This is a genomic window from Halobacillus sp. ACCC02827 (genome assembly GCF_030291935.1).
GTDB lineage: Bacteria > Bacillota > Bacilli > Bacillales > Halobacillaceae > Halobacillus.
On record NZ_CP128168.1, the window covers coordinates 1,349,396 to 1,364,920 of the forward strand.

A 15,525-nucleotide genomic window follows, 5' to 3' on the forward strand; every position below is an offset into this window, starting at 1 on the left:
GCGTTTTTTTTACTATCGTTTCTCCCATTCATTCGTATCAAAATCGAGTGGCTTCTTATTGATTTTTGCTCCCTCTACGTACCAGCCACGGTTGTTGACGGCGTTATCTGTTTCATACGTGAAGCGGATAAATTTGGTGTCTTTCGGCAGAGAGAAGTCCTTATGAACCCAATCATAGCTTTCCCCGGTAAATACCTCCAACTCTTCCCAATTCTCGCCGTCCGTCGATCGTTCCAGGCGACCATTGTCATAGGTGTTTTCGATGCGGTACCACGTATCGAAGGAAAGAGTGGCAGCTTTCTTCAAATCGACTTCTGCCGTCATCGATCTGGCCAGCTTGTCGCCATAACCGGCAAACCATCGTTCGGCCTTCTTCGTGGAAGACGCTACCGGTATGGCATCGGCGACCTGTCTGGCGAACGCACGTCTCGTCGGGGAGGTGGATACCGTTTCCCGTGTCGGGTGCACCCGGTTCGTCAACAGGATCGCAATGGTCTGGTTCGCCGGATTGACGACGATCGACGTTCCTGTATAGCCGGTGTGACCGAACGTAGACGGGGAAGAGAGAGCATCCATGAACCAGCCCTGCTGAAGCTCCCATCCGAGCCCGTGGTCATCGCCGGGAAACTGTGGGATCCGGTTTTCCGTGAGCAGCTCGACCGTTTCCGGTTCGAGGATTCTGGTGCCGCCGTATTTTCCTTCCATCAAAAACATATGAGCGAATTTGCCGAGGTCGGAAGCAGTCGAGAAGACGCCTGCATGGCCGGCGACACCGTCCAGGGACCAGGCACTCTCATCATGCACTTCTCCCCAGACGAGTCCGCGCTCGGTCCACGGCTGGTATTCGGTTGCGGCTATGCGGGCCTTGAGCTGTGCTGGTGGATTGTACATCGTGTCGTTCATTTGAAGCGGTCCGGTTATTTCCTGTTTGACGAAGGCGTCGAGACGCATGCCGGACAGACGTTCAATTAGTGCGCCGAGCGTGATCATGTTGAGGTCGCTGTACGTGTATGTAGATCCCGGGGCATTTTCAAGCGGGTATTGGAGCACGTGCTGGATCCGGTCGTCCCGGTCTCCGTCGACTTGGTAGAGGGGAATCCATGGTGTGAATCCGGAGGTGTGGGTCATCAACTGCTCAATCGTCACGTCTTCTTTGCCGTTGGCAGCGAATTCCGGCAGATACTTGGCGACGGGGTCGTCCAATTTGAACTTTCCGTCTTCATACAGCTTCATGGCGGCGGTCGTCGTGAAGATTTTGCTGATGGAGGCGAGGTCGAAAATGGTATGCTCCGTCATTTTGATCGGACTTTTTACTTCTGTGAAGGCATCATCCTTATACCGGACAGCGTAGCCGTAGGCTTCCTGCTGAACAATGTGGCCCCGGCGGGCGACGAAGGTTACAGCACCCGGCATCACCTGATCGGCTATCGCCTGCTCGATCAACGGATCGATTGCTTTCAGCGGTCCGCTTCTCATACCTGCTCCGCGGATAGAACCGGGATGCAGGACGGGAGAGGAAGGAAGCGGATTGTCCCACGAAGACGCCGGGAAAGACGGGCGGTGGACAGAGGCATGAGGATTTTCTTTTTTCTCCATCTCGATCGACGGACCTTCGACCGCTTCAAGCGTGGAACCGGGCATCATAGCTGCGCCCATGGCAGTGACGAGGACGAGTGACATCGTTCTTCTTTTCATACGATCCCTCCTGTATTTTCCATCTTCTTCTTAATCATAGGGGCAGGAGTCGACAAAGTCCATGACGCGTACGTCACGAAAACGACAAATTAATGTTTGGAAATATAACCATTTTCTCCTTTAAGTAACAGGTCTTTTTTCCTAATTGTCAGAAAAAAAGCAGTACTTGCAAAAGGAGAGAGAATGCGGTCGTAACAGGGATTGTAGAGGATGTTTCTTCATCTCACCAACTGATAATAGTTCTCAACTACCGTTGACATTGAAAATCATTATCAATTACGATATCGATAGGTTAACGAACAGAAGAGACAAGGAGCTGAATGAAATGAGTATCCAAACAAAAAAATCCAATAAACAATTATTAGATCAGCAGGAACGAAGAGAATCCAATGCGCGCTCTTATCCGCGCCGTATTCCATTAGCCATCCGGGAAGCGGAAGGCATCTACATAACCGACGTCGAAGGGAAGCGCTACATCGACTGTCTTGCCGGTGCCGGTACGCTAGCCCTCGGTCACAACCATCCGGTCGTCATCGAAGCGATGGAGAAGGTCCTTCGTGACCGCCTGCCGCTTCACACGCTTGATATTACGACAGAAGTAAAAGAAAGCTTCGTCGACGAACTGTTCGACAGCCTCCCGGACGGCTTCCGGGAGCGGGCGAAGGTACAGTTCTGCGGACCTACAGGAGGGGATGCCATCGAAGCAGCGCTGAAGCTTGCAAAGACGGCGACAGGAAGACAGAGCATCCTGACCTTCCAGGGCGGCTATCACGGAGCGACGCATGGAACGATGTCCATAAGCGGCAACCTTGCTCCGAAGCGGCATGTACAGGGATTGATGCCGGATACCCACTTCCTGCCGTATCCATACGAGTACCGCTGCCCGTTCGGTAAAGGCGGGGACGAGGGACAGGCGCTGAGCGCCACCTATATCGAACAGCTGCTGGACGATCCGGAGAGCGGCATTCTTCCCCCGGCAGCGATGATCTTCGAAACGGTCCAGGGCGAAGGGGGAGCTATCCCTGCTCCGATTGAATGGCTAAAGGAAATGCGCCGGATTACGAAGGAGCGGGGGATTCCATTGATCATCGACGAAGTCCAGACAGGGATCGGCCGCACAGGGCGACTGTTCTCCTTCGAGCATGCCGGCATCGTCCCGGACGCCTTCGTTCTATCGAAAGCGATCGGCGGCAGCCTGCCGTTATCCGTCGTCGTGTACGACAGGGAGCTGGACGCATGGGAACCGGGCGCCCATATCGGGACGTTCCGAGGCAACCAGATGGCGATGGCCGCCGGAACAGCGACATTGAAATACGTGAAAGAGCAGCGTTTATCGGAACATGCGGAAAAAATGGGTGCGAAGCTGATGAAAGAATTGAAAGACATGCAGCGTGATTTCCCGGCGATCGGCGACGTCCGAGGGAGAGGATTGATGATCGGAATGGAAATGGTCGACCCGGAAGGAAAAGCATCGATCCAGGGCAGCCTGCCGGCAGACGCGGCAGTCGCAAGCCGCATTCAAAAGGAATGCTTCGACCGCGGGTTAATCCTTGAAGTAGGTGGAAGGCACGGCGCCGTCGTCCGGTTCCTGCCGCCGCTGATCATTACCGAAGCACAAATCGATGACGTGGTGGCGATTCTCCGAGAAGCGACTGCTGCTGCGACGGCGGGGTGAAACGATGACAACGGCATGCAAAAAGATGAACACGGGGTTCGATCACCTTTTCCTCCACGGAGAAGCAGGACTTACCGCTTTTCGTAAGCAGATGGAGCTTGTTACAGAAGCGGTGCTGGACGTATATGAAGAGGTCGATCAGCCCTTTATCGGAAAGTCCCATCAGCAGGTGAGAGCGGAGATACAAGCGATGGACACGGACTCTGTGAATGGCCGGGCGCTTGAGGACGTATGGAATGAACTTAAGGACCCTGTTTTGAAGAACAGCCTGCACGTCTCCCACCCACAGAGCATGGCCCATCTCCACTGTCCGCCGCTTGTCACAGGTATAGCGGCAGAGGTGATGATCGGAGCATGGAATCAATCGATGGACTCGTGGGATCAAAGTCCGGCGGCAACGTATGTCGAAGAAATGCTCGTCAAGTACTGGACGGATCTAGTCCGGTTTCCGGAAGAGGCGGACGGCGTGTTCACAAGCGGCGGGACCCAGTCCAACTATATGGGCATGCTGCTTGCAAGAGACGCATACTGCCTCAAACGGTTCGGACACGACGTCCAGAAAAAGGGGCTCCCGGAGAACTTCCGGAAGCTGCGTGTGCTCTGTTCTGAAGAAGCTCACTTCTCCGTCCGGAAAAGTCTTGCCCAGCTCGGTCTCGGAGAGGATGCCGTCATTCCGGTCGCCGTCAATGAGCATCACCGGATGGACCCGGCAGCTCTGAAGGATACGCTCGATGAAATGGAACAAACAGGACTCCATCCCTTTGCCGTCGCGGCCACGTGCGGGACGACGGATTTCGGCAGCATCGATCCGCTGGAGGAGATTGCGGATATATGCCAAGAGCGAGGCATCTGGTTTCACGTGGACGCTGCCTACGGCGGAGGGCTTCTCTTCAGCCGGGCACACAAAGGGAAGCTTGCGGGACTGGAGCGAGCGGATTCCGTCACGCTTGATTTTCACAAATGGCTCTATCAGCCGATCAGCTGCGGACTGTTCCTGCTGAAGGACGGCGCCCACATGAGGCTCTTGTCCCACCATGCCGACTATTTGAATCCGAAAGCGGACGAAGAGGACGGCATTTTGAATCTCGTCAACAAAAGCGTGCAGACGACGCGGCGCTTTGATGCGCTCAAAGTGCTCGTCACCCTGAAGACGGTCGGGACAGAGGTACTGGGCGACATGGTCGACCAGACGATGGCGACGGCGCGTTTTGCTGCCGATCGCTTAGCCGGCCATCCTGATTTTCTTGTGGAAAATGCAGAACCGGAAATGTCCGCCGTCGTTTTCCAGTACAAAGGGAGCGGAGACGTAGACCGCGGCGCTCTGAACCGGCAGATCCAGCAGGACCTCTTCACCTCAGGGAAGCCGATCATCGCCAAAACGGTGGTTCGGGGAGAAACGTATTTGAAATGCACGATTTTGAATCCGCGGACGACAGAAGCGGATGTGAAGGCAGTCATCGAGGCAGTTCTTGACGCTGCGGACAAACGGACGACAGGAGGAGATTCCCATTGATGAAAGCGAAGGAAACAGCCGAACAGGCGACGATGCAGAGTTTCCTCAATTGCTATGTGAGAGAAACCGAAAATTATGAACGCATCAGCGGAGGAGAAGAAAGGATCCGAATACCGCTCACGAGACAGAAGATGGTGATCGACGTACCGCTGCAGTATTGGTCACTGACGGGGAGGCACCTCTTCCGGTTCCCGGCCGTCTACTCCACCGAGGGCATGGAAGATGGCCACACCCTCGACTACGTGACGATGACGACGCTCCTCGTCAAAGAGTGGCTGATCGGGAACGGGCAGGAATGGGCGGAAGATGAGCTCATCCTGCGGGTGCTCCTCAGCTGCAGGAAAATGAAGGAGTACATCGAAGCGCGGTGGGAAGACCGCCATCAGCTCTCCAGAGAAGACTTCGACTATATCGAAGCGGAGCAGTCGCTGCTGTTCGGTCATCTGCTCCACCCGACACCGAAGAGCAAACAGGGACTGACGGATGCCGAAGACCGAACGTACGCACCCGAGCATAAGGGGATATTCCAACTCGATTATTTCAGTGCGGACCCGGACATCGTCGCGCAGGATTCCAGTCTCGACCGGCCTGCCTCCGTCCTCATTCAGGAGGAAGCGCAGCGGGAAGGGGCGGCAGAGTTTTTGAAAAAAGAGATCGGCGGAGGACGCGTGCTGCTTCCGATGCATCCGCTCCAGTCCGCGAGCCTGCTTAAGCGAAAGGATGTACAACGTCTTCTCGAGTCCGGGGCTTTGACTTACCTCGGGCCGGCAGGAGCTTTTTATACGGCGACATCCTCCTTCCGCACCGTTTACAACAGCTCATCCCCGTGGATGTTCAAGTTCTCCGTCCCGGTGAAAATCACCAACTCCCTTCGCTGTAATCAGCCGAAGGAGCTGGACCGCGGGGTAGAGGTATCCCGACTGCTCGCGACCGATCTTGGTACCCGTCTGCAACAAGCGTATCCGGATTTCGATATCATCAAGGACCCGGCATCGATCCGCTTGAAGGACGTCCCCGGATTCGATGTCATCTTACGTGAGAATCCGTTCGTGGAAAAGCAGGCATCCGGAGTGAGTGCCGTGGCAGCCCTCGTCCAGGATCACGCGTACGGAGACAGATCGCGGATAGCGGGCATCATCCACAGCCTTGCTGAAAAGGAAGAGCGGTCGACAGAAGCGGTCAGTCTCGACTGGTTTGAAAAGTATTTGTCGATCAGCTTCGATCCTATGATGTGGCTGTATTCGACCTACGGAATTGCGCTTGAGGCCCATCAACAGAATGCCGTCGTCCGCCTGGAAAACGGCTATCCGTCCCGTTTTTATTACCGGGACAACCAGGGGTATTATTTCAGCGAGTCGAAAGCGGACCTCCTGAAAGCACTGCTTCCTTCCTTGAACGAAACGAGCGACACGATCTGCGCAGATGATGTGGCGGAAGAACGGATGCGCTATTATTTCTTCTTCAATCATTTATTCGGTCTTATCAACGGCTTCGGAACAGGCGGGCTGATCGAGGAAGAGGTGTTGATGGAAATGCTGAGAGAGCGCCTTCAGCTCCATCCGGAATCTCCTGTCGCCAAAAGCCTGCTTACGGAAGGTAAACTGCCGTGTAAAGCCAATCTTTTGACGAGGCTGTATGACATGGACGAGCTGGAAGGGCCGATGGAAGCGCAGTCCGTGTACACCAACATCGATAACCCGATCGCAGTGAAGGAAGGGACGATCCATGGTGTGTGAGTATGAACGCTATGCAGAAGACATCGGCCGGACGATCGGATTCCGCCGCGCCGGAATCGATGATCTCGCGCTTGTCCATCGCTGGATGCAGGAGGAACACGTCCATCCGTTCTGGAACTTGAATATTCCGCTCGACCGTTTCCGTACCCATTATGAAAAAGCGCTCGCAGACAGCCACCAGACGCTGTATATCGGAACGATTGATGGAGAACCGGTCAGTTATTGGGAAGCCTATTGGGTACAGGGGGACGTTCTCGAAGGCTCGTATCCCGCCGCCCCATTCGATCAGGGCGTCCACCTGCTGATCGGGGAGAAAGCATACCTTGGTAAAGGCTGTGCCCTGCCTTTTCTCCGCGAAATGGTGCGGTTCCAATTCCAGGAGCCTAAGACGGCAAAGGTCGCAGCAGAACCGGATATCCGCAATGAAAAGATGATCCATGTATTCGAAAGGTGCGGCTTCCGGAGGATAAAGCCGATCCCCCTCCCTGATAAGCAGGCGCAGCTGATGTTTTGTGAACGAGAAGAATTTGAAAAGAGGTGGAACGATGTATACGACACAACCTGTCTATGATGTCATCGGAATCGGGCTCGGGCCGTTCAATTTGGGAATGGCCGCCCTGTTGGACGGGGTAGAGGATGTCCGTGCTGTATTCTTCGAAAGGGAAACGGACTTCCAATGGCACCCTCATATGCTGATCGAAGGTGCGACGCTGCAGGTCCCGTTTTTCGCAGACCTTGTCAGCATGGCAGATGTGAAGAGCGAGCACAGCTATTTGAACTACCTGCAGGAACATAACCGTCTCTATCACTTCTACTTCCTGGAGAAATTCCATATTCCGAGGAAGGAATACGACCATTACTGCCGCTGGGTGAGTAAGCGCCTTGATTCCTGCCGGTTCGGCAAAGAGGTGACGGAGGTCCGGATGGTGGAACGGGACGGTCGGAACCTTTATCAAGTGCGGATCCGCGACCTGAGCCGTGGAGAGGAAGAGACCTATATCACCCGTCATATCGTAATGGGGATCGGGACCGAACCGGGTGTGCCGGAAGCTTTCCGGGAAGCACTCGGACCGAACGTCTTCCATACATCGGAATACTTGAAGAGGAAGGAGGAAGCGGAGCTCGACGGGGCTGTGACCGTCATTGGCTCCGGTCAGAGTGCAGCCGAGGTGTTCCTTGATATAGCGAAGCATCAGGAGAACTGCGGCGGCTCGCTTCAATGGTACACCCGGTCGAAGGGCTTCTTCCCGATGGAATATTCCAAGCTCGGGCTGGAGTACTTTTCACCGGACTATATCGACTTCTTCCACGCCCTCCCGCAATGGAAGAAGGACCAGCTGCTGGAGGATCAGAGCCTCTTGTACAAAGGAATAAGCGCTGAGACGATCGCAGACATTTATGATCACCTGTATGAACGGACCGTCGGAGGCGAAAAAGCGGAAATCGAGCTCCAGGCGATGACGGAAATGACGGAGCTTGCAGGACGGGGCGGCCGCCTGACCCTGCGCGGATATCAGCGGGTGAGCGGGGAAGCGGTGGAAACCGAAGCGGATGTTGTCATCCTCGGTACCGGCTATCGACAGCGGATTCCGGCCTTTTTCCGAAGCATCGAAGAAGCACTCGTCAAAGATGACCGGGGAAGGCTCGTCATCAACCGGGAGTATGACATCGAAACGACGTTTGAAGCCGAAGGGGACATTTTTGTACAGAACGGGGAGCTCCATACCCACGGCGTCGGTGCACCGGACCTCGGTCTCGGCGCCTACCGGAATGCCGTGATCATCAACCGGATCGCAGGTAGGGACGTGTACCCGGTCGAAGACTCCCACGTATTCCAGACGTTCGGCTCGAAGAAGCAGCCCGCACTTACCCATCCATAATCGAAAGAAAAGAGGGATTGACGTGTTATTTCAAGATATTCAAAAACAGCTGAAGGAAGACGATTGGAAGAAAGTGAACCAGCGACTGATGGCGAAGATGCTTGCGGAATATATGTATGAGGATATGATCCATCCGACGGAGGAACGTACCAACGCGTACCGGCTCGAAGCAAAGGAAGGGACGGTGTACACCTTCCGGGCAGAGCCGCGCCTGTTTGACAGCTTCGACGTCGACGTCCGGTCCATCCGTCTGATCACAGAGGACGGGGAGAAGGAAGCAGACAGCGCGGTCGATCTGCTTATCGATCTTCAGGAGACGATCGGAATGTCCCCTGAAACGACGGGACATTTGATCAAGGAATTGAATGCCACGCTGATCGCGGACGTCCACCTGTTAAACAAAAAGGACCTTACCTCCCGGGAGCTGTTGGATATTGATTATGCCGAGCTCGAAGGCTACATGACCGGCCACCCGTGGATCACCTATAACAAAGGGAGAATCGGCTTCAGCTACGGCGACTACCTGCGGTTTGCACCGGAGCAGCATCAGGAAGTGAAGCTGTCATGGATCGCTGTACATAAGACGCTCGCCACGTTCCAGGCGGTCGACGGCTTGAACTGGGACGACCTGTTGGAGAAGGAGCTGAGCGAAAAAGACCGGACTCGTTTCAAAGAGGTCGTCCGACAATCCGGCGGCCGGGCGGAGGACTACTACTTCTTCCCTGTCCATGAGTGGCAGTGGGAAAACACGATTGTCCAGAACTTCCCCCAGGAGCTTGCAGCAAAAAGGATCATCCCGGTCGGCGACGGTGCGGACAGCTACCTGCCGCAGCAATCGATCCGCACCTTCGTAAACAGAAGCTCTCAGGAGAAGCACCACGTCAAACTGCCGATGAGTATTTTGAACACGCTCGTTTATCGCGGTCTGCCGTCCGAGCGCACGAAAATAGCGCCGAAAGTGACCGAACTCATCAAAGGGATGTACGAACAGGATGACTTCCTGAAAAACGAATGCCGGGTCATCCTGCCGGGAGAGAATGCCAGCATCAACGTCGATCATCCCCATTACTCGAACGTCGCTGATGCGCCGTATCAGTATTTGGAGATGCTCGGGACGATCTGGCGCGAAAGCATCTACACGTATTTAGAGGAAGGGGAGCAGGCGATCACGCTGGCCGCGCTTCTTCATGAAGACCATGAAGGAACGCCGTACATTAAAGAAGCGATCGCCGCATCCGGTCTTGATCCTGATACGTGGATGCAGAAGTTCTACAAGGTCGTCATGGACCCGCTGCTTCATTACTTGTACCAATACGGCACGGTATTCTCCCCGCACGGGCAGAATACGATCCTCGTTTTGAAAGATTACCAGCCCCATCGACTTGCGATCAAGGACTTCGTCGATGACGTCAACATTACCGATCAGCCGTTTGAAGAATTGAGCGGCTTGTCCGACGAAATGAAGGAAGTGCTCCGCAGCGAGCCGCCGGAAGGGCTCACGCAGTTCATATTCACCGGCCTGTTCATCTGTCACCTCCGTTACTTGAGCCAGTTGATGGAGCGGCACGGCATGCTTGGCGAACGGCGCTTTTTCGAACTGCTCGCAGCGTCCATCCATGACTACCAGGACAGGTTCCCGCAGCTGAAGGAGCGGTTTGAACTATTCGACTTCTTCCAGCCGACATTGACGAAGCTGTGCCTGAACCGCAACCGGATGGTCGATTACGGGTATGCCGACGGCGAAGATCGCCCGCACGCCTCTGAATTCGGCCTGGTCACCAATGCCCTTGCCGAGTTCCAACGAATCGAGAAAAGCCACTGACGAATGGGAGGAAAAGACGATGGCCATCATCGTGCAGAAGTTCGGAGGTACATCCCTCCAGTCCACCGAGCGAATCGCAGCCATCCGGGACCGGATCCTGCTGGAAAGAGAGAAAGGCAGCCAGCTGGTCGTCGTCGTATCAGCGATGGGGGATTCCACCAACCGCCTGCTTTCGCTTGCCAAAGAACTGACGAACCGTCCCGATCCGCGGGACATGGATCTTCTGCTTGCGACAGGAGAGCAGGTTTCCTGTTCGCTCCTCTCGCTCGCCCTGAAGGAAAAAGGGGTCGATGCCGTTGCCCTGACCGGCCCTCAAGCCGGCATCCAGACAGAACACGCCTACGGGAAGGCACGGATCACGAAGATTGCTACGCGTCCGATCCAAGAGCAGCTGGATGCCTGGAAGATCGTCGTCGTCGCCGGCTTCCAGGGCACCGCCGGTGAAGAAGAAATCTGCACCCTCGGCCGAGGAGGGTCCGATACGACAGCCGCTGCGCTTGCGGCGGAATTAGGGGCCGAACGCTGCGACATTTTCACAGACGTCGACGGCGTCTATTCCGCCGATCCGCGCTCAGTCCGAGGAGCGATCAAATACAGCTGCATGGACTACGACTGCCTGCTTGCGATGGCAGCGGCAGGAGCGTCCGTCATCCATCCACGGGCGGTCCTCCATGCCAGAAGCCACGACGTTCCACTGCACGTCCGGTCCAGCTTCCATACAGACCAAGGAACCCGCATCGAACGGCTGGCTCCCGGCCTGACAGCGCCCGGCGTTACCGGTATCACCGGACAGAAGGGGCTGACGCTTCTCCGCATGACCGGCGATATCGACCTGAGGAAGCTGCGGGAAACCCTTGCTGAAGCACACGTCACCTGGAGCGGCATAGCAGCCGCCAAGCGTGATGCGTATGCCATTATAATGAAAGAAGAAGAAATCTATGAAACGATGAACCGGATCAACCGGAAAAAAGAGACACTGGGAATCCATACCGTCACACAGGAGCCCGGCAAAGCACTCGTGCATCTCGTGTGCGGATCAGAAGACCAAAAAAAGAAGCAAGCGAACCTGATCCGGACAAGCCCTCTTTTCCAAGCGAAGGAGGCCGAGACGGCCGACTGCCACCCTGAAGCGTGGAGCGCCGTCCTGCCTGAAAAGAACCTCGATGCATGGATGCAGCAGCTTCACGATCGATTCCTATTAAAACAAGACAATCAGCATCCCGTCGCCTACGGATAGGATGAAAAGGCCTGATCGATGATTCGATCAGGCCTTTGCTTATGTAAAACGATAAGCGCCTTCCATAGGAGAGGGGGATTTTGATATAATTGGCAGCAATTGTTAGATTTCTTGATTCCACAGGAAACGGCAATAGAAATCAACGAAGGAGGGTAACAATGAACGTCGAGGTGTTAGATGCTTGGATACCCTTCGCCATCATGTGGGGATCGATGGGCAGCGCCGTCGGGATGACGTACGTCAAGATGGAGCCGGAGGAGCGAAAGGAAGCGAGAGAGGAGATAACTTCGCCGTCCTTTATCGTTACCATCGGCTTTCTCGTCGTCGGAGGATTCCTTGCGTCGCTCGGACAGACAGGTTCCGTTCCACTTATCAACCGGATCGGCATCGCCCTGCTCGCTATAAGCGGGATCACGACGGCTGTCGGTGCGTGGCGAAACAATAAAGGGAAAAGCGTACGAGCCGTCATCCTGACATCGATTACTATTTATTTTTTTACATAAGAAGGAGGAATTATGTTGCATCGTGTCATTCCGGTAGATAAAGAAAGTCGCTGGCAGCTGCTGTCGATTCTTTGTGCATGTTTAGGCGCCGCCTTATGGCTGCCGAACTTTCTATTAAACTATGGTTACGGATTCTGGATGGGAACGTTCATCATCAATCCGATCGGTGTCGTATTCGGAATACTTGGCGGCAGCCGGATTGGAATCGTCTTGAACAGTATCATGACCTTCAGTTTCCTTATCTTTATGTTCGTGGGCTACTCCCTGGCAGCTTTTTAATGCTGCGGAAGGATAAGGAATCTATTCCTACATAAATAGTATAAAAAGGAAACTTCAGAAAGATTTGATGCCATAAAAAAGGAGGTTCACTATGACTATGTCTTTTCTGTCCCTCGTTGTCTTTCCGGCATTGGTCACAGCTTTCGTCGGATATTATCTTTCCACTCATAAACAGCGATGGGGCATTTATGCGGTTGTATTGATGCCCGTATTGTTCATGTATATGTTAGGGAGCTATCAAGTATTGTGGAGCATTCCTTTATCCCTTGTCGTTGTGTTACTTCGTATATTTTGGACGTATAAGAGATCGTAGATGGAATAGATATCTTGGGTTCAAGTCTTAAGGAAGCGCGCAGGATTGTGGAAGACTCCGTTTGAAGATATGGTTTTATATTATTTTATAATCAATAGAACGCGATGGAGGCATTTTCAATTGGCTGAAGAGGAAAGGCTAAGTTATGGGGATATCGTTTAACATAACATAAAATTCGAGGAGATCAACTTATGGACATAATTATTGTAATAGCAGTAATAGTAACGATTCTCTCAATCGAGGTCCAATTGAGGAAAATGAATAAAACAAACGAACAAATTTTGGAATTACTAAAAGAAATAAAGGAAAAAAATTAAAAAATGGACATAAATTAAAAAGTTCCTTTATTTGGATATTTATACAATGGAAGGCTTTACTGCAAAAAAAGATATTGTTTATTAGAGCTTTTAGGTTTGGGGTGAATTAATTGAAAGACCCAGATGAGTTATCTAAAAAGGAAAGATACCAAAGAGGATTTGCAGTAATTTATTTTGTTGTATCCTTATTTTTTATAACAGTAGTATTAGAAGATGACTATAACGTTTTTATAGTTGCCGCCATCACATTATCAATATATATATTGGTGAAATTTTTAATAGGTGTTTACGTAGACAAAATGGAGAGAATAGCTATTATGAAGTGGAAGTATATCTCGGGTTCGAGTCTTTACGAAACGGGGGCTTTTCTTTAATAACATGCTTTGAAGCAAGTGAAGATAAGAAATATAGGAGGTATTTTCATTGATTAAGGGTCTATACGAAGCACATTTGCCGGTAAGTGACTTAAATAAGTCGATTGAATTCTATGAAGGACTAGGGTTGAAGTTTGACCATAAAGTGGAAGATAGATTAGCTTTCTTATGGATTGTAAAAGACCAAAGTTGGGTTGGCTTATGGAAAACCGATAAAGTTGAGGTAGAGTATCATCCTTCAATTAGACATATAGCTTTTGAAGTATCTTTAGATGGTTTGAAAAAATCGGTTAATTGGCTAAAAACTAAAGGTTATAAACCGAGAAAAGCTTTTGGTTTTGATCCTATTGAACCATTCGTGATGCCAAATCCTAATGGAGAGTTTGCCCATGCAAAGATACATTTTAATGACCCGGATGGAAATAGTTTAGAGTTCATTTGTAAAATTAGTAATCCTAACAATTTGACAGAGAAAATGTATCTAAGTGAATGGGAAGAATCAAATAGACTAACGAAGTAGTATGCAGCATAGATCATACATATGAAGACTAAAGTAAAAGAAAAGCTATGATATATCTCAATATCAAGTCTTTCTGTATGGGGGTTATCCTTTAATACCTTCAATTAACGGCGGTTTTGCTTTAAAATCTTCGCGAAAAGTGAATTGAATGTCTAATAAACACTCGCTCTTTTCCAGAAAGGGCGGGTGTTTATTGTGTGCAGATTAGTGGAGAATTCAGTACCCAGTAATTATGGTAGAAGAAAAAGGACCGGGCGTACTTTGTTCGGTTTTTTTATATTTTTGTAAGATATTTGAGTTTATCGCGTCTTATATGTAAGGAGGTAAGATGGTGACACAGAAGAACCGCCAGTAGATACCGATATAGCTCCCTTAAGGAACATACAAAATACGTTGCGAAGGAAAAAGCTGCAGACGATTATATTTTCAGTCATGGTAACATTGGTTTTTGCAGTGGTTACAATCGCTTATCTGACAACGCCGGCATACCTATCTTATAATGAAGATGCAGTTTCAATCATGGAAAAGGATGACGGAACTGTACGTTTGAATTTTAGTGAAGAAGTCGCTGGATTTGATGTAACCGAATATCCAGCAGCAGGCAATTCAGGATATGTCTATGATATAACGACGTGGGAAACGATCTGGCACCAGAAAATAAGCAGAAACAACGTAGAAAATACGGTCTTAAACCCGAATGGGGAAACGGTCGCTTCCGTCTACTATTACAAAACCGATGGAAGTGAAAATACTTTAATTTATGGAGATCCCATAACAGATGGTTCTGTTATGACGTTACCTCGGCTTGTTTTAAGTTATTATCTGTTGTTTGCTGTAGGAATTTCACTTATTTGTGGAATTGGATTGGTCCTATTCCGTAAGAACGAAAAAATAAGAAATGGACTAGAAAAGATTATTCTACTGCCTATCTCTTACCTGTTTGCTCACTTCCTTATAAAAGGTCTTCACTCTTCCACTTACCTTGCTGGACGAGACTTTTATCTAATATTACTAGTCACCATTCCTTTATATTTTGCGTTGTCAGCTGGACGGAACATACTAAAAAAATTATTAAATAAAAAGCCGAAAATCACTTCATAATATTGTTTTTTGGATTGAAAAGGGAACCCATTTTTAATGAGGTTCCCTTTTCAATCCAATATTAAATGTTGTGAGTAACAGCGTAGGGGAATTTCTCGACGGTTGGAGAGAGGCGGAAGGTTTATCAGGTTTCTTTCATGATATGGCGGAAAATCAATGGAGCGAATAAAGAGAAGAGGAGTACACTTAACGTTACCCACCAACCGACCGATTTAAATGTGTCTTCGGGAATGATGAATGTGTATCCCAAATAGGATAAGAACAAAACACCTTGAAGCACTTTCAATGTTTTTGCATCGGCTTGATTCTTCTCCGCTACAAGTCTCTCATCCGTCTCGGATACAATAATTTTCGGGTTCTTTTTTATTTTCATTAGTTTAAGGAAGGAAGTCAGTGCTGCACTGAGAGGAATAAGTGATAAGGCTAAAAAGGCTTTGCTGTTAGGAAAAGAAATGGACGTTGTTTCGAGAATAAACCAGGTGATAAACAGGGCTAAGCTGATAAATAACGATATACCAATGGTTAATTTAGTTTCTTTAACTAATTTTTCAGCACGCATT

General features: G+C 50.9%; 15 protein-coding genes. 13 read left to right on the plus strand and 2 right to left on the minus strand.

The genetic code is table 11. The features are described 5' to 3' along the window. Window positions 1-12: 12 nt before the first annotated feature. Window positions 13-1,695 (minus strand): serine hydrolase domain-containing protein, encoded by a 1,683-nt coding sequence (locus QRD89_RS07170; protein WP_286096606.1) that lies wholly within the window; start codon window positions 1,693-1,695, stop codon window positions 13-15. A 325-nt stretch (window positions 1,696-2,020) separates the two neighbouring features. Between QRD89_RS07170 and QRD89_RS07175 the strand changes: the two genes are divergently transcribed. From QRD89_RS07175 to QRD89_RS07235, 13 genes are all read left to right on the plus strand, one after another. After that, a complete protein-coding gene (locus tag QRD89_RS07175; RefSeq protein ID WP_286096607.1) occupies window positions 2,021-3,370 on the plus strand; it encodes an aspartate aminotransferase family protein in 1,350 nt (449 codons plus the stop codon). After that, window positions 3,318-4,883, plus strand: a complete 1,566-nt coding sequence (locus QRD89_RS07180) for a pyridoxal phosphate-dependent decarboxylase family protein (protein WP_286096608.1) — start codon at window positions 3,318-3,320, stop codon at window positions 4,881-4,883. The genes QRD89_RS07175 and QRD89_RS07180 overlap by 53 nt, the downstream gene beginning before the upstream one ends. Then, window positions 4,880-6,619, plus strand: coding sequence for an IucA/IucC family protein (locus QRD89_RS07185; protein ID WP_353477940.1), 1,740 nt, complete (start codon window positions 4,880-4,882; stop codon window positions 6,617-6,619). Before QRD89_RS07180 ends, QRD89_RS07185 begins: the two co-directional genes overlap by 4 nt. Window positions 6,620-6,641: 22 nt before the next feature. After that, complete coding sequence (locus tag QRD89_RS07190) at window positions 6,642-7,190, plus strand: GNAT family N-acetyltransferase (RefSeq protein ID WP_286096862.1); 549 nt, start codon at window positions 6,642-6,644, stop codon at window positions 7,188-7,190. Continuing rightward, window positions 7,165-8,499, plus strand: coding sequence for a lysine N(6)-hydroxylase/L-ornithine N(5)-oxygenase family protein (locus tag QRD89_RS07195; RefSeq protein ID WP_286096609.1), 1,335 nt, complete (start codon window positions 7,165-7,167; stop codon window positions 8,497-8,499). Before QRD89_RS07190 ends, QRD89_RS07195 begins: the two co-directional genes overlap by 26 nt. 22 nt (window positions 8,500-8,521) lie before the next feature. Then, complete coding sequence (locus QRD89_RS07200; RefSeq protein WP_286096610.1) at window positions 8,522-10,321, plus strand: IucA/IucC family protein; 1,800 nt, start codon at window positions 8,522-8,524, stop codon at window positions 10,319-10,321. 19 nt (window positions 10,322-10,340) lie between these two features. Continuing rightward, a complete protein-coding gene (locus tag QRD89_RS07205; protein ID WP_286096611.1) occupies window positions 10,341-11,558 on the plus strand; it encodes an aspartate kinase in 1,218 nt (405 codons plus the stop codon). A 158-nt stretch (window positions 11,559-11,716) separates the two neighbouring features. Beyond that, window positions 11,717-12,061 (plus strand): hypothetical protein, encoded by a 345-nt coding sequence (locus tag QRD89_RS07210; RefSeq protein ID WP_062513170.1) that lies wholly within the window; start codon window positions 11,717-11,719, stop codon window positions 12,059-12,061. A 12-nt stretch (window positions 12,062-12,073) separates the two neighbouring features. Then, window positions 12,074-12,340, plus strand: a complete 267-nt coding sequence (locus tag QRD89_RS07215) for a hypothetical protein (protein ID WP_286096612.1) — start codon at window positions 12,074-12,076, stop codon at window positions 12,338-12,340. Window positions 12,341-12,431: 91 nt separating this feature from the next. Continuing rightward, window positions 12,432-12,653, plus strand: coding sequence for a hypothetical protein (locus QRD89_RS07220; RefSeq protein ID WP_286096613.1), 222 nt, complete (start codon window positions 12,432-12,434; stop codon window positions 12,651-12,653). Window positions 12,654-13,080: 427 nt separating this feature from the next. After that, window positions 13,081-13,344, plus strand: coding sequence for a hypothetical protein (locus tag QRD89_RS07225; protein WP_286096614.1), 264 nt, complete (start codon window positions 13,081-13,083; stop codon window positions 13,342-13,344). A 49-nt stretch (window positions 13,345-13,393) separates the two neighbouring features. Next, window positions 13,394-13,864: a VOC family protein gene (locus QRD89_RS07230; RefSeq protein ID WP_286096615.1), complete on the plus strand. Its 471-nt coding sequence runs from the start codon at window positions 13,394-13,396 to the stop codon at window positions 13,862-13,864. Between the two features lie 519 nt (window positions 13,865-14,383). After that, complete coding sequence (locus tag QRD89_RS07235; RefSeq protein ID WP_286096616.1) at window positions 14,384-14,965, plus strand: hypothetical protein; 582 nt, start codon at window positions 14,384-14,386, stop codon at window positions 14,963-14,965. Window positions 14,966-15,089: 124 nt separating this feature from the next. Here the strand turns inward: QRD89_RS07235 and QRD89_RS07240 are convergent, their stop codons facing one another. Next, entirely contained in the window at window positions 15,090-15,524 is a 435-nt protein-coding gene (locus tag QRD89_RS07240; protein ID WP_286096617.1) for a hypothetical protein, read from the minus strand. Window position 15,525 lies beyond the last annotated feature (1 nt).

Coding starts and splice junctions, on each gene's coding strand:
- QRD89_RS07220 (WP_286096613.1), top strand. CDS start 12,432: ATGACTATGTCTTTTCTGTCCCTCGTTGTCTTTCCGGCATTGGTCACA.
- QRD89_RS07180 (WP_286096608.1), top strand. CDS start 3,318: ATGACGTGGTGGCGATTCTCCGAGAAGCGACTGCTGCTGCGACGGCGG.
- QRD89_RS07175 (WP_286096607.1), top strand. CDS start 2,021: ATGAGTATCCAAACAAAAAAATCCAATAAACAATTATTAGATCAGCAG.
- QRD89_RS07205 (WP_286096611.1), top strand. CDS start 10,341: ATGGCCATCATCGTGCAGAAGTTCGGAGGTACATCCCTCCAGTCCACC.
- QRD89_RS07170 (WP_286096606.1), bottom strand. CDS start 1,695: ATGAAAAGAAGAACGATGTCACTCGTCCTCGTCACTGCCATGGGCGCA.
- QRD89_RS07235 (WP_286096616.1), top strand. CDS start 14,384: ATGGAAAAGGATGACGGAACTGTACGTTTGAATTTTAGTGAAGAAGTC.
- QRD89_RS07240 (WP_286096617.1), bottom strand. CDS start 15,524: ATGCGTGCTGAAAAATTAGTTAAAGAAACTAAATTAACCATTGGTATA.
- QRD89_RS07195 (WP_286096609.1), top strand. CDS start 7,165: ATGTATACGACACAACCTGTCTATGATGTCATCGGAATCGGGCTCGGG.
- QRD89_RS07210 (WP_062513170.1), top strand. CDS start 11,717: ATGAACGTCGAGGTGTTAGATGCTTGGATACCCTTCGCCATCATGTGG.
- QRD89_RS07215 (WP_286096612.1), top strand. CDS start 12,074: ATGTTGCATCGTGTCATTCCGGTAGATAAAGAAAGTCGCTGGCAGCTG.